The sequence below is a fragment of the Streptomyces sp. NPDC022910 genome (assembly GCF_055561075.1).
Genome location: NZ_JBVHHL010000027.1, coordinates 41,177 through 55,839 on the forward strand (window position 1 = coordinate 41,177; position 14,663 = coordinate 55,839).

Annotated in this window: 10 protein-coding genes; 7 read left to right on the forward strand and 3 right to left on the reverse strand. The window is 69.9% G+C overall.

The features are described 5' to 3' along the window. Positions 1–1,092 carry a septum site-determining protein Ssd gene (ssd, locus tag ACZ3TS_RS24460; protein ID WP_467621501.1) on the reverse strand — a complete coding sequence of 364 codons (1,092 nt, stop codon included), beginning with the start codon at positions 1,090–1,092 and terminating at the stop codon, positions 1–3. Positions 1,093–1,673: 581 nt separating this feature from the next. Between ssd and ACZ3TS_RS24465 the strand changes: the two genes are divergently transcribed. Continuing rightward, positions 1,674–2,498, forward strand: a complete 825-nt coding sequence (locus ACZ3TS_RS24465; RefSeq protein WP_467621504.1) for an HAD family hydrolase — start codon at positions 1,674–1,676, stop codon at positions 2,496–2,498. Positions 2,499–2,910: 412 nt separating this feature from the next. Here the strand turns inward: ACZ3TS_RS24465 and ACZ3TS_RS24470 are convergent, their stop codons facing one another. Then, complete coding sequence (locus ACZ3TS_RS24470) at positions 2,911–3,735, reverse strand: Fic family protein (RefSeq protein WP_467621507.1); 825 nt, start codon at positions 3,733–3,735, stop codon at positions 2,911–2,913. 101 nt (positions 3,736–3,836) lie between these two features. Here ACZ3TS_RS24470 and ACZ3TS_RS24475 point away from each other — a divergent pair, with 101 nt between their 5' ends. Further along, a complete protein-coding gene (locus ACZ3TS_RS24475; protein ID WP_467621510.1) occupies positions 3,837–4,817 on the forward strand; it encodes an ATP-binding protein in 981 nt (326 codons plus the stop codon). Between the two features lie 18 nt (positions 4,818–4,835). Here ACZ3TS_RS24475 and ACZ3TS_RS24480 read toward each other — a convergent pair whose 3' ends face one another. After that, a complete protein-coding gene (locus ACZ3TS_RS24480) occupies positions 4,836–6,098 on the reverse strand; it encodes a polysaccharide deacetylase family protein (RefSeq protein ID WP_467621513.1) in 1,263 nt (420 codons plus the stop codon). Positions 6,099–6,437: 339 nt separating this feature from the next. Here ACZ3TS_RS24480 and ACZ3TS_RS24485 point away from each other — a divergent pair, with 339 nt between their 5' ends. From ACZ3TS_RS24485 to ACZ3TS_RS24505, 5 genes are all read left to right on the forward strand, one after another. Beyond that, positions 6,438–8,819, forward strand: a complete 2,382-nt coding sequence (locus ACZ3TS_RS24485) for a SulP family inorganic anion transporter (RefSeq protein WP_467621516.1) — start codon at positions 6,438–6,440, stop codon at positions 8,817–8,819. Positions 8,820–9,086: 267 nt separating this feature from the next. After that, positions 9,087–11,084 (forward strand): acetate--CoA ligase, encoded by a 1,998-nt coding sequence (acs, locus tag ACZ3TS_RS24490; RefSeq protein WP_467621519.1) that lies wholly within the window; start codon positions 9,087–9,089, stop codon positions 11,082–11,084. Between the two features lie 284 nt (positions 11,085–11,368). Next, the gene (gene nhaA / locus ACZ3TS_RS24495) at positions 11,369–12,793 is read left to right on the forward strand and encodes a Na+/H+ antiporter NhaA (protein ID WP_467621521.1); all 1,425 of its coding nucleotides are present in this window, start codon (positions 11,369–11,371) and stop codon (positions 12,791–12,793) included. A gap of 272 nt (positions 12,794–13,065) precedes the next feature. After that, entirely contained in the window at positions 13,066–13,545 is a 480-nt protein-coding gene (locus tag ACZ3TS_RS24500) for a phage holin family protein (protein WP_467621524.1), read from the forward strand. After that, positions 13,542–14,492, forward strand: coding sequence for an alpha/beta fold hydrolase (locus ACZ3TS_RS24505; protein ID WP_467621527.1), 951 nt, complete (start codon positions 13,542–13,544; stop codon positions 14,490–14,492). Before ACZ3TS_RS24500 ends, ACZ3TS_RS24505 begins: the two co-directional genes overlap by 4 nt. The last annotated feature ends 171 nt before the right edge of the window (positions 14,493–14,663 follow it).

The following is a 14,663-nucleotide window of genomic DNA, read 5'->3' on the forward strand; positions in this document are numbered from 1 at the left end:
TCAGTCACCCGCCTCGGCCAACGCCCGCTCCCAGAAGGCCGAGCAGAACCGGGCGAGCGGCCCCCGCGCCGCTCCCCCGGGCGGTACTGAGCCGTCCGGGGGTGGTGTCTCGGAGGGCACTTCGCCGACCAGTGGCAGCCCCAGCAGACGAGCCACCCCACGGTCGTCGAGACCGGGCGCGTACGGCCCCCGTACCGCGATCCGCAGGTCGCCGAGGACCATGCCGACGGCCGACGCCACCCGCCGAGCGGCCGCCACGGCGCGCAGCTCGGCAGGGACCACCAGGACCCCGACGTCCACCTGCGCGAGGGCTTCGGCCACACCCTCGTCGACACGGCGTGGGAGGTCGACGACGACCGCGCCGCCGCGTCGGCGGGCCGCGGCGAGCACCGCGCGGACCGCCTGGGGCGGCACCGCCACGGTGTCGCCGCGGTCCCAGCTCAGCACCCGCAGGGCGTGCAGCTCGGGCAGGGACTCCTCCAAGGCACTGCCGCCGACCCGGCCTCGGGAGGCGGCGAACGCCGGCCAGCGCAGCCCGTCGGTCGTCTCTCCGCCGAGGAGTACGCCGAGTCCGCCGCCCAGAGGATCCGCGTCCACGAGGAGCGTGCGCCTGCCCTCACGCGCGGAGGTGACGGCCAGGGCGCAGGCGAGCGTGGACGCGCCCGCCCCGCCGCGGCCGCCGATGACGCCCACCGTGAGCGCCGGCCGACCGACCCCCTCGGCCACGTCGGCGATGCGGTCGACCAGCCACTGCTCTCCGTCGGGCAGCAGCAGGACGTGGTCGGCACCGATTTTCACGGCGCGGCGCCAGACACCGGAATCGTCCTGATCCCGCCCGACCAGCACCACTCCGCGCCTGCGCGTGGCTCCCCGTACTCGACGCGCCGCGTCGTCGCCGACGAGGACGAGCGGCGCCGCCTCCCAGCTGCCCCGGTGCTGCGGCACCCCGGGGTGGACCTCCGGTCTGGCGCCTGCTGCCGCGCACAGGCGTAGCAGGTCGTCGAGGAGTTCGGCGTCCTCGGTGACGATCAGCGGGCCGCTCCGTCGCCCCTCGGCGACGGCCGGCCCGTGGTGTGTGATGGCTCCCGCCACGGTCTCCAGCCCCCTTCGCTGCTTCTTCCGCACGGTCCGCGGGGCCCACTGCGGCCCCGCGCTTCCCGCTCGTGTGAAGAACCGGCAACCGGTCTCCATATGAACGGCCGATACGAACCGGCCATGCGCGTCCGAGAAACGGAACCGGCCGTGAACTCGCCTCAGGCCGGACGCGCTGGAATCACGGTGCGGCGATCCCGGAAATCGTGTGGATCTTGGTCGATAACTGTGGACAACTCAGTGGTTGTGAATATCGCCTTCACCCATACGGGCGAGGCCTCGGCGACTTCCTCAGAGCAGCGCTTCAGCTACGCAGAGTGATGAAGCGTGGGCATACCGAAGCGACGCCCACGAGGTCGCGGCAAGGCCCCGGGAGCGCACGGAAACTGAGGAAAACCCACCCGGACATGCGACGACCCCCGCCGGGGGGGAGAGCGGGGGTCGTCCCCACGGCCGACTCGGGGGGGGAGGAGTCGGACCGGGTTAGCACGGTCGCGAACGATCCGTGACTTCCATGGTGTACCCGAGAGCCCTCTCAGGCAAACCCACGCGCCCCACCTTACGCCGAATGGTGGGCGCATATGCTCTGGCCCGTGGAAAACCACCCCTTGCCCCGCACAGCGGCCTTCTTTGACCTGGACAAGACGGTCATTGCGAAGTCCAGCACGCTCACCTTCAGCAAGTCCTTCTACCAAGGCGGACTGATCAACCGCAGGGCCGCGTTGCGCACCGCATACGCCCAGTTCGTGTTCCTGGCAGGCGGCGCGGACCACGACCAGATGGAGCGGATGCGCGAGTACCTGTCCGCGATGTGCCGAGGCTGGAACGTCCAGCAGGTCAAGGAGATCGTCGCCGAGACCCTGCACGACCTGATCGACCCGATCATCTACGACGAGGCCGCCTCCCTCATCGAGGAGCACCACACCGCCGGGCGCGACGTTGTGATCGTGTCCACGTCGGGCGCCGAGGTGGTCGAGCCGATCGGCGAGCTGCTCGGCGCGGACCGGGTGATCGCCACCCGCATGGTCGTGGGCGAGGACGGTTGCTTCACGGGCGAGGTGGAGTACTACGCGTACGGGCCCACGAAGGCCGCGGCGATCAAAGAGCTCGCCGAGTCCGAGGGGTACGACCTCGCACGCTGCTACGCCTACAGCGACTCGGCCACCGACCTGCCGATGCTGGAGGCCGTCGGCCACCCGCACGCCGTGAATCCGGACCGGGTACTGCGGCGCGAGGCCCTCGCACGTGGCTGGCCGATTCTGGACTTCCACCGTCCGGTCCGGCTGAAGCAACGACTGTCCGTGCCGCCCCGGCCGGCGCTCATCGCGGCGGCCGCGATAGGTGCGGCAGCCGCCACGGCGGGGCTCGTCTGGTACGCCAGCCGCCGCCGCACATCAGCCGTCTGAATCCTGGCGCACCCGAGGCACTTGCGCTGTTTCACGCCCCTTTGAACCCAAAAGTAAAGAACTGCATACAGGGCTTCCGCTTGGCACGGCCCTGGAGTACAAAAGGAGTAAGGCCCGCGAGACCAAAGGAAATCATCCGAAAGGATCGCCTTTAAGAACGCAATTGGCCCCACGGACCGAGCATGAACACAGGGCACCCACGCAACGTCGACCCGTCGATTACGGGCCAGCCGCACCAGGTGACGGGCAAGAGTTCCCGACCTGATGGGCGACACTTCGAGGACGCCTGGTAACTCTGCGGGCATGCCAGCGGCGGTACGAGCCCTCGTACCGCCGCAACTATGTGACAGGCCCTCAGAGAGGCCTTTTCTCGCGCCCGAGCACACCCGCCCGAGCACCACCCACCCGGGAGCTACGCCGCCCCGCGCTGCAGCGCCTCGCAGACCGCCGTCGACTCACGGACCCCCAGTTCGACCGCCTTCCCGCAGTGGGCGATCCACGCCGCCATACCCTCCGGGGTGCCGGACACATAACCGTCGAGGGCGGCGACGTAGGCCGCACGGCCCAGTTCCGCGTGGCCGACCTCAGCAGGGCAGACGGCCTTCGGATCGAGACCGCTGCCCACCAGGACGATGCGCTGGGCCGCGCGGGCGACAAGGCCGTTGTGAGAGCCGAAGGGACGCAACGCGAGCAACTCGCCGTGCACGACAGCAGCGGTCACGAGGGCAGGGGCCGAACCACCGACGATGATCAGCTGGGAGAGCCCTTCGAGGCGGCCGGAGACCTCGGCCGCGTCCGGCAGCGGCAGCTCCACGAGCGGCTCGTGGACCGGCTCGCCGGCCTGCCGCGGGCGTCCCACGCGGGGGTCGGCTTCCGCGGCCGCCACCAGATGCAACCGCGCCAGCACCCGCAGCGGCGACTGCCGCCAGATGGACAGCAGTTGCCCCGCCTCGGCGGTCAGCCTGAGAGCCGCGCCGACCGTACGGGCGTCGTCGTCACCGCTGAAGTCGGTGCGTCGGCGCACCTCCTCGAGAGCCCAGTCGGCGCCTGACAGCGACGCCGAACCGCGCGCGCCGCGCAGCGCCGCCTCCGAGGTGATCTCGTTGCTGCGGCGTCGCATGATCCGGTGCCCGTAGACCCGGTCCACGGCCTTGCGTACGGACTCCACGGACTCGGACACCCCGGGCAGCGCCCCCAGGGCCGCGAGCGGATCAGCGGTCGCACCTGTCGTACTCATGAGTACGACACTACGCACCCCCGCGCCCCCTCCTTCGATGGAGTGGTCTTCCTCACGCCCGACTGTCACGTACAGCAATGTCGACACTACGCTTTGTGAACATGAAAATTGCTTTCGTCGGGAAGGGCGGCAGCGGCAAGACGACCCTGTCCTCCCTGTTCATCCGCCACCTCGCCGCCGTCGGTGCGCCCGTCGTCGCCATCGACGCCGACATCAACCAGCACCTCGCAGCCGCGCTCGGGCTCGACGAGGACGAGGCCGCGGCACTGCCCGCCATGGGCGAGCGGCTTCGCCTGATCAAGGACTATCTGCGCGGCTCCAATCCGCGGATCACCTCCGCCGAGACGATGATCAAGACCACCCCGCCCGGAGCGGGCTCACGGCTGCTGCGCCTGCGGGAGGACAACCCGGTGTACGACGCCTGCGCGCGTCCGGTGGAACTCGACGGCGGCTCCGTGCGTTTGATGGTCACCGGCCCCTTCACGGACGCCGACCTGGGCGTCGCCTGCTACCACTCCAAGACGGGAGCGGTGGAGTTGTGTCTCAACCACCTGGTGGACGGCCGCGACGAGTACGTGGTGGTCGACATGACGGCGGGCTCGGACTCCTTCGCCTCCGGGATGTTCACCCGCTTCGACATCACATTCCTCGTCGCCGAGCCGACCCGGAAGGGGGTTTCCGTCTACCGGCAGTACAAGGAGTACGCCCGCGACTTCGGGGTCGTCCTGAAGGTCGTCGGCAACAAGGTGCAGGGCCCCGACGACATCGACTTCCTGCGCACCGAGGTCGGTGACGACCTGCTGGTGACGGTCGGGCACTCGGACTGGGTGCGTTCCATGGAGAAGGGCCGCCCGCCCCGGTTCGAGCTCCTGGAGAACGCCAACCGTCACTCTCTGCGTGCTCTTCAGGACGCCGCCGACGCCGCGTACGAACTGCGTGACTGGAAGCGCTACACGCACCAGATGGTGCACTTCCACCTGAAGAATGCGACCAGTTGGGGCAACGAGCGCACCGGAGCCGACCTGGCGGCGCAGATCGACCCCGGATTCGTCCTCGGCGAAGGTCTGGCGGCCGCCGTGTGAGCGACGACCGCGCAGCGCCTATGGCCTGACCGATGGCGCCCCCGGGGGGCCGTGCGGTGCCGGGGCGGGCGCGGCGCGAAGGAAGGACTCCCAGCCCTCCGCCGGGGCTTGGCCGACCTTGAGTGTGCGCAGTTTCTCCAGGGCCTGCGGGTCCTGCGCGTCCAGCCAGTTGACGAGCTGGTGGAAGGAGACGCAGCGCACCTCGGGCTGGGTGCAGACGTGCTCGATCACCTCCTGGAGGGCACGCATATAGGTACCGCCGTTCCAGGACTCGAAGTGGCTGCCGATGACCAGGGGCGCCCGGTTTCCGTCGTACGCCCGCTGGAAACCCTGCAGCAGGCCGTCACGCACCTGATCGCCCCACTCCCCGAACTTGTCGGGGTCGCCCTGGGTCTTGGTGCCCGACTGGTCGGCCATGAAGTTGTAGTCCATGGTCAACTGCTCATAGGTGTGCCCGGGGAAGGGTACGAGCTGCAGCGACAGGTCCCACAGGCCTTCCTTCTTCTTGGGCCAGACCTGCTCGTTGACGCCGGAGGTGTCGTAGCGGAAGCCCAGTTCCCGAGCAGCCTTCACGAAGTTCTTCTGTCCCTGCAGGCAGGGCGTGCGGGCGCCGATGAGTTCCTTGTCGTAGTCGAAGGGCAGCGGCGGCTCCTGCTTCAGACCGGAATTGCTCCTCCAGGACTTCACGAACGCCTTCGCCTGGGCGATCTCGTCCTTCCACTCCTCGACCGACCACTGGCCGACCCCGCCCTCGTTGCCGCAGAAGTGGCCGTTGAAGTGGGTGCCGATCTCGTTGCCTTCCAACCACGCCAGACGCAACTGCTCGACGGTGTCCTTGATGCCCTTCTCGTCGTTGAAGCCGATGTCCGAGCGGCCCGGGGAGTGTTCCGGCGGCTTGTACAACTCGCGCTTCTCCTCGGGCAGCATGTACACACCGCTCAGGAAGTACGTCATCGTCGCGTTGTTGGCCTTGGCGACCTTGCGGAAGTGCGAGAACAGCCCCTGACTGTCCTCGCCGGCCCCGTCCCAGGAGAAGACCACGAACTGAGGGGGCCGCTGACCGGGCTTGAGCCGTTGGGGTCTGGGCAGATGGGGCTGGGCGCCGGTGTACGCGGTGGAGCCGTCGCCGATCAGGCGGACCGCACTCCCCGGCGCGTGAGCACCGGGGACCTTCCTCGCGCCTTCCTCGGAGCGGCTCCGGCCCATCGAGCAGCCGGCGAGCGCGGTGGCGCAGGCCACGGCTAGTGCGACGCCCGCAGTGATCCTCTGGGTGGTGGCCATCTCGGCCCACCTTCTTCCTTCAGTCGGGGCCACGCTGATCAGGTGCTCTGCGGTGCCGTGCGGGTGAAGCCCGCAGCCACGCGCAGCCCGGCCAAGGTCGCATGGAGCGTCGATGGAATTTGTAGGACAAGCCGATGAAACTAACCGTTCACCCCACCGAGTGATTTGTTGCCCTATTTGCCCTCATATCAGATACACCTCCTTTACTCAGCATTACGATCCATTTACCAAGTGTTGAGATCCCGCCGCTGTACGCCGTGACCCACGGCCGCGCCCGACCCCGGCCCCGCCGGGGACCACCAGTTCCGCGACCGCGCCACACCGGAGGAGACGGGAACCATGCCCGCCTGCGTCCCCGCACGCGCCGCCGACTCGACTCGGACGAAGCGCGTACACCAGCCCCACAGCCCCCCGCCGACCCCGCCCCGCCGCTTCCACGTCGCGGGCGCCGACCTGTCGGCCTCGATCGCGGTCTTCCTGATCGCCCTCCCCCTGTCCCTCGGCATCGCGCTCGCCACCGGGGCCCCGCTCCAGTCGGGCCTCGTCGCCGCGGCCGTCGGCGGCATCGTCGCCGGCCGGCTCGGCGGCTCCCCGCTCCAGGTCAGCGGCCCCGCCGCCGGACTCACCGTGGTCACCGCCGACCTCATCCACCGCTACGGATGGCGTACGACGTGCGCCATCACCGTCCTCGCCGGCCTCACCCAACTCGGCCTCGGCTGGCTACGCGTGGCGCGTACGGCGCTCGCCGTCAGCCCCGCGATCGTGCACGGCATGCTCGCCGGCATCGGCGTCACCATCGCCGTCGCCCAGCTGCACATCGTGCTCGGCGGCACGCCACAGAGCGCCGTCCTCGAAAATCTCCATGCGCTGCCTGCCCAGTTGGCGAACCTGCACCCGGCCGCCGTGTCGATCAGCGCGCTGACCCTGGCCCTCCTGCTGGCCTGGCCGCGGATTCCGGGGCGGCCCGGGCGCCTCCTGCGCAGGGTCCCTGCCGCCCTGGTTGCCGTCGTGGGGGCCACGGTGGCGGCCTCGCTCACCGGGCTGCACTTGGCCAGGGTGAATCTGCCCTCCTGGTCCAGCCATGCTCTGCCACAGCTGCCCGACGGGCCCGTGCTGGGCATCGCGACCGCTGTGCTCACCATCACCCTGGTCGGCAGCATCGAGTCCCTGCTCTCCGCTGTAGCCGTCGACAAACTCGCCACCGCCCGCGGCGATGTACACCTCCCTCGCCCGGACCTCGACCGGGAGCTGCGCGGCCAGGGCGCCGCCAATGTGGTCTCCGGCGCCCTCGGCGGACTGCCGATCACCGGAGTCGCGGTGCGTAGTTCGGCGAACGTGCAATCCGGTGCCGTCAGCCGGAACTCCACGATGCTGCACGGCGTTTGGGTAGTGGTAGCCGCGCTGCTGATGGTCCAGGTGCTCGAGCTGATTCCCCTCGCCTCGCTCGCCGCCCTGGTGATGGCCGTCGGCATCCAGATGGTGTCCCTGCACCACATCCGCACGGTCACCCGCCACCGAGAGGTGCTGGTGTATGCCGTCACCGCGCTCGGCGTCGTCTTCCTGGGCGTCCTGGAGGGCGTGATGCTGGGGGTCGGCGTGGCCGTCGCCGTCGCCCTGCACCGCCTCGCCCGCACCCGCATCACGCACGAAGAGAAGGGGGAAGTCCATTACGTACGAGTGCGAGGGCAGTTGACCTTCCTCGCGGTGCCCCGGCTCAGCCGGGCGCTGCACCTGGTGCCCGCAGGGTCGGACGCCGTCGTGGAGCTGGACGGGTCGTTCATGGACCACGCGGCGTACGAGTCCCTGCAGCACTGGCAGAAGACGCACCTCGCGCACGGCGGCAAGATCGACCTCACCGGCCGGGCCGGAACCCGCATCGCGATGTCGGCGCTCGGCGTTCCCACGCTCGAGGGAGACCGGGAGTCCGCGGAGGCGTCCGCGTGCCGGTGCCGGCCCTGGACACCGTGGCGCAACCACCAGTGCGAGCGTCCGCCGACCGCGCCGACCGGCAGTCGCCAGGCGGGGCGGGCCGACGGGTCCGGAGCGAGTGGGCAGCAACTCGCTCGCGGTATCAGCGCCTTCCAGCGGAACACGGCTCCGCTGGTACGCGCTGAGCTGGCCCGTCTGGCGCGCGAGGGGCAGCGGCCATCGCAGCTCTTCCTGACCTGCGCCGACTCGCGGCTCGTCACCTCGATGATCACCTCCAGCGGTCCGGGCGACCTGTTCGTCGTCCGCAACGTCGGCAACCTGGTCCCGCTGCCCGGCGCGGAGAGCGGGGACGACTCGGTGGCGGCCGCCATCGAGTACGCGGTCGAAGTCCTGAAGGTGCGGTCGATCACCGTATGCGGGCATTCCGGGTGCGGTGCGATGCAGGCCCTGATCACTTCGGAGGGCAAGGCGCAGACCCCGCTCGAGCGGTGGCTGCGGCACGGGCTGCCGAGCGTTGAGCGGATGGCCGACGAGGAGCGGCCCCGGCCGCGAATCACCGGACGGCAGCCGGCCGACACGGTCGAACAGCTCTGTCTGACCAATGTGGTGCAGCAGTTGGAGCATCTGCGGGCGCACGAGTCCGTGGTCCGGGCGCTCGGCGAGGACGCGCTCGAACTGCACGGGATGTACTTCCACGTCGGCGAGGCGCAGGCGTACCTGCTCGACCCGTCCGACGAGGGCCACGTCTTCGGACGGGTGGCGGCGGCCGGGGATCTGCGCAGCCCGGCGTGACCCAGCGGCGGTGCGCGGTCCGGTCGGCCGGACCGCGCATCGCCTGTCGGCAGGAGGCCGGGCCGAAGTCGCGCCGGCTCTTCGGGGGACGCGCCGTCGACGGGCGCGACGTCTCACGCACACTCGGCTGGGTGTGAGCAGCATCGCTGGATGAACCGGGGTGGCGACGCATACGTGACCTCAGTAGAGCCGGCCGGCGACAGCCCGAACAGGTCTAAACCAATTTTCGGCCGACCCTTGTCACCGAGCCCCCCGGTCTGATGAGCTGTGGCTTGGGACACAACGGACACCCCGGGAAAGGGAGATGTCGTGAGCAACGAAAGCCTGGCCAACCTGCTCAAGGAAGAGCGCAGGTTCGCGCCCCCCGCCGACCTGGCCGCGGGCGCCAACGTCACGGCAGAGGCGTACGAACAGGCCAAGGCTGACAGGCTCGGCTTCTGGGCCGAGCAGGCCCGGCGGCTGACCTGGGCCGTGGAGCCCACCGAGACCCTCGACTGGTCGAACCCGCCCTTCGCCAAGTGGTTCAAGGACGGCAAGCTCAACGTCGCCTACAACTGCGTCGACCGGCACGTCGAGGCGGGCCACGGCGACCGCGTCGCCATCCACTTCGAAGGCGAGCCCGGCGACAGCCGCGCCATCACCTACGCCGAGCTCAAGGACGAGGTCTCCAAGGCCGCGAACGCTCTGCTGGAGCTGGGCGTCCGCAAGGGCGACCGGGTCGCGGTCTACATGCCGATGATCCCCGAGACCGCGATCGCGATGCTGGCCTGCGCCCGCATCGGCGCCGCGCATTCCGTGGTCTTCGGTGGCTTCTCGGCCGACGCCCTCGCCACCCGTATCCAGGACGCCGACGCCAAGGTCGTCATCACCTCCGACGGCGGCTACCGGCGTGGCAAGCCGTCCGCGCTCAAGCCGGCCGTCGACGACGCGATCGAACGTGTGGACAACGTCGAGCACGTGCTCGTCGTGCGCCGCACGGGCCAGGAAGTCGCCTGGACCGAGGGCCGGGACGTGTGGTGGCACGAGATCGTCGAGCGGCAGCCGGCCGAGCACACCCCCGAGGCGTTCGACGCGGAGCACCCGCTGTTCATCCTGTACACGTCCGGGACGACGGGGAAGCCGAAGGGCATCCTGCACACCTCCGGCGGCTACCTCACGCAGGCGGCGTACACGCACCACGCCGTCTTCGACCTCAAGCCGGAAACCGACGTGTACTGGTGCACCGCGGACGTCGGCTGGGTCACCGGGCACTCGTACATCGTGTACGGACCGCTGGCCAACGGCGGGACCCAGGTCATGTACGAGGGCACGCCGGACACCCCGCACCAGGGCCGGTTCTGGGAGATCGTGCAGAAGTACGGCGTGACGATCCTCTACACGGCGCCGACGGCCATCCGTACGTTCATGAAGTGGGGCGACGACATCCCTGCCAAGTTCGACGTGAGCAGCCTGCGCGTGCTCGGGTCGGTCGGTGAGCCGATCAACCCCGAGGCGTGGATCTGGTACCGCAAACACATCGGCGCCGACCGCACGCCGATCGTGGACACCTGGTGGCAGACCGAGACCGGCGCGATGATGATCTCGCCGCTGCCGGGCGTGACCGAGACCAAGCCGGGGTCGGCCCAGACGCCGCTGCCGGGCATCTCGGCGACCGTGGTCGACGACGAGGGGAACGAGGTGCCGAACGGAGGCGGCGGCTACCTCGTGCTCACCGAGCCGTGGCCGTCGATGCTGCGCACCATCTGGGGCGACGACCAGCGGTTCATCGACACGTACTGGTCGCGGTTCGAGGGCAAGTACTTCGCCGGGGACGGCGCGAAGAAGGACGACGACGGGGACATCTGGCTCCTCGGACGCGTCGACGACGTGATGCTCGTGTCCGGGCACAACATCTCCACCACCGAGGTCGAGTCGGCGCTGGTGTCGCACCCGTCGGTCGCCGAGGCGGCGGTGGTGGGTGCCGCGGACGAGACCACGGGGCAGGCGATCGTGGCGTTCGTGATCCTGCGGGGCACGGCGTCCGAGGACGAGGGCCTGGTCGGCGAGCTGCGCAACCACGTCGGCGCGACGCTCGGCCCGATCGCCAAGCCCAAGCGGATCCTTCCGGTGGCCGAACTGCCGAAGACCCGCTCCGGGAAGATCATGCGACGCCTGCTGCGCGACGTCGCAGAGAACCGCCAGCTCGGGGATGTCACGACGCTGACGGACTCGACCGTGATGGACCTGATCCAGGCGAAGCTGCCGGAGGCGCCGAGCGAAGACTGAGAAGCCCGCTGGTCCCCGACGGGGCGCCTGGCAGCACGCCGGGCGCCCCGCTTTCGCGTTCGTGGCTCCTTCATGCTCGTGCCCTTCGGGTCCCGCGCCCCTCCCGCCCTGCGCGCACCTCACCCCTTTCGCCCGCACCCCGTTCGCCCGACAAGCGAATTCCCCGATCGTAAGGCTCGGGTAAAGTGGTGAGCTCAAGGTGTGCCGGGAAGTCTGGTCGGCAAGCCGTCCGCGAGTTCTCGTGACGGTCGTGAGCATGTCGAACCGACCCGGAGGTCTCCACCGTGGCCGCGCACCGCACCACCCGTAACCGCACGTTCCTCGGACGCCTTTCCCTGCCCGAGCGGACCTTCATCGCGGATGCGCTGCGCATGGAGACCGTCGGTGGTGTGCTGCTTCTGCTCGCCGCAGTCGCCGCGCTGATCTGGGCGAACATACCCGCATTGCACACCGGCTACGAGAGCGTCAGTCACTACCACCTCGGGCCCGCCGCGCTCGGCCTCCATCTGTCCGTCCAGCACCTGGCCGCCGACGGGCTCCTCGCGATCTTCTTCTTCGTCGCCGGGATCGAGCTCAAGCGCGAACTGGTCGCGGGCTATCTCCGGGATCCCCGCGCCGCCATGCTCCCCGTCGTCGCCGCGCTCTGCGGCATGGCCGCACCTGCGGCCGTCTACGTCCTCACCAGCACCGTCGGCGGCGGCTCTCTCGCCGGCTGGGCGGTCCCCACGGCCACGGACATCGCCTTCGCACTCGCGGTCCTCGCGGTCATCGGCACCTCCCTGCCCTCCGCCCTGCGCGCCTTCCTGCTCACCCTCGCCGTCGTCGACGACCTGTTCGCGATCCTGATCATCGCCGTCTTCTTCACGGCCGATCTGAACTTCGTGGCCCTCGGCGGCGCCGTCGCGGGGCTCGCGGTGTTCTGGGTGCTGCTGCGCAAGGGCGTCCGCGGTTGGTACGTGTACATCCCGCTCGCGCTCGTCATCTGGGGCCTGATGCGCAACAGCGGCGTCCACGCCACCATCGCCGGCGTGACCATGGGGCTGATGCTGCGCTGCCACCGCCACGAGGGCGAGGAACACTCCCCCGGTGAGCACATCGAACATCTCGTACGGCCCCTCTCGGCGGGTCTCGCGGTACCGCTGTTCGCCCTGTTCAACGCGGGCGTCGCGATCTCGGGCGGGGCGCTCGGGGACGTGTTCACCAAGCCGGAGACGCTCGGCGTCGTGCTCGGCCTCGTCGTCGGCAAGGCCGTCGGCATCTTCGGCGGTACGTGGCTGACGGTCCGCTTCACCCGGGCCTCGCTCAGCGAGGGCCTCGCCTGGGCGGACGTGGTCGCGGTCGCGACCCTGGCGGGAATCGGCTTCACCGTCTCACTGCTCATCGGCGAACTCGCGTTCGAGGGCAACGCCGTACTCACCGACGGGGTCAAGGCCGCGGTCCTCACCGCCTCGCTGATCGCGGCCGCGTGCGCGACCGTTCTGCTCAAGGTACGCAACGCCAAGTACCGCGCCCTGTGCGCGGACGAGGAGCGCGACGAGGACCTGGACGGCGTCCCCGACGTCTATGAGGAGGACGACCCGGCGTACCACCTGCGCATGGCCGAGATCCTCGAGCGCAAGGCAGCCGAGCACCGCAGGCTCGCCGCACTGAGGGCCGCCGAGAGCGGGACGCGGACCGACGCCGGGAACGGCAGACCCGCCGGAGGCTAGGACGTCCCACCCGCCGGACTCCGGCAACTGCACACGCGCCGGAGACCAGGACGGCCCACCGACCGGAGTCCAGGACGGCACGCCCACCCGGCTCCGGCAACGACGCACCCGACGGACGCAGGAACCGCCCGCCTGCCCGTGGTCCGAAACGGCACGCTTGCCGAAGTAGTGGGCAGGGCAAGCGAGGAGAACGACCGTCCGGCATGATCTGACACGTCCACAAAACTCCGCAGCGTCCGCGGAGCACGTACGCAGAGAGCAGGGAGACCGCGATGAGCGCACCCGACGGCAGCCCGGTCGGCGCCGAACGCAGCATCGGCCAGCTGTTCGCCTCGGCGACGACCGAATTGTCCGCGCTGGTGCACGACGAGATCGCGCTGGCCAAGGCCCAGCTCAAGCAGGACGTCAAGCGTGGCGCCACGAGCGGCGGGGCGTTCTCGGCCGCGGGGGCCGTGCTGCTGTTCTCCCTGCCCATGCTCAACTTCGCGCTGGCGTACGGGATCCGGACCTGGAGCGGCTGGAACATGGCCGTCTGTTTCCTGCTGTCCTTCGCCGCCAATGTGCTCGTCGCCGGGCTGCTCGCGCTCATCGGCATGGTCTTCGCGAAGAAGGCCAAGAAGAGCAAGGGCCCGCAGAAGGTCGCCGCGTCGATGAAGGAGACCGCAGGCGTCCTGCAGCACGCCAAGCCGCACCCCCGTCAGCCGAGTCCGACCGACAAGGCTGCCGAGGCTGTGGCACGCTCGTCCTCATGACGGACCCCGCCACCCCTTCGGCCCAACCCACCTCGGTCGTACGGCTCGACGTGCCCGGCGGGAAAAAGGTGACGCACCGGGACGTCGCGGCCAACGGCGCACGCTTCCACATCGCGGAGCTGGGCGACGGGCCGCTGGTGCTGCTGCTGCACGGCTTCCCGCAGTTCTGGTGGACCTGGCGGCACCAGGTGGTGGCGCTCGCCGACGCGGGATTCAGGGCCGTGGCGATGGACCTGCGCGGGGTCGGCGGCAGCGACCGTACGCCGCGCGGGTACGACCCCGCGAACCTGGCGCTCGACATCACAGGGGTCGTACGGTCCCTGGGCGAGCCCGACGCCGCGCTCGTCGGCCACGACCTGGGCGGATACCTCGCCTGGACGGCCGCTGTCATGCGCCCCAAGCTCGTCCGGCGGCTCGTGGTCGCCTCGATGCCGCACCCGCGGCGCTGGCGCTCGGCGATGCTCGGCGACGTCAAACAGACGGCCGCGGGCTCCTATATCTGGGGGTTCCAGCGACCCTGGATTCCCGAGCGCAGACTCACCGCCGACAACGCCGCCCTGGTGGGACGGCTGATCCGGGACTGGTCGGGGCCGCGACTGCCGGACGACGAGGCCGTGGAGATGTACCGGCGCGCCATGAGCATCCCCTCCACGGCACACTGCTCGATCGAGCCGTACCGCTGGATGGTGCGCTCCCTGGCCCGGCCCGACGGCATCCAGTTCAACCGGCGCATGAAACGGCCCGTACGGGTGCCCACGCTGCATCTGCACGGCTCGCTGGATCCCGTGATGCGGACGAGGAGCGCGGCCGGATCGGGCGAGTACGTCGAGGCACCGTACCGCTGGCGGCTGTTCGACGGGCTGGGACACTTCCCCCACGAGGAGGACCCGGTGGCGTTCTCCTCGGAGCTGATCAACTGGCTCAAGGATCCCGAGCCCGACCGCTGACCCTCCACGGCTGACCCGACGCCCGGGCTCCCCGGAACCGGCCGGTGGGCCGGAAGAATTCGACCCCGGTCGGTGACCTCACGGATGCGACCGGTATCCGAACGGGAACGCCTGTTCCCCGAACAGCCACATGCCTGCCGCATAAGCCAATTGGGGGGCGCGAGGGCGGTT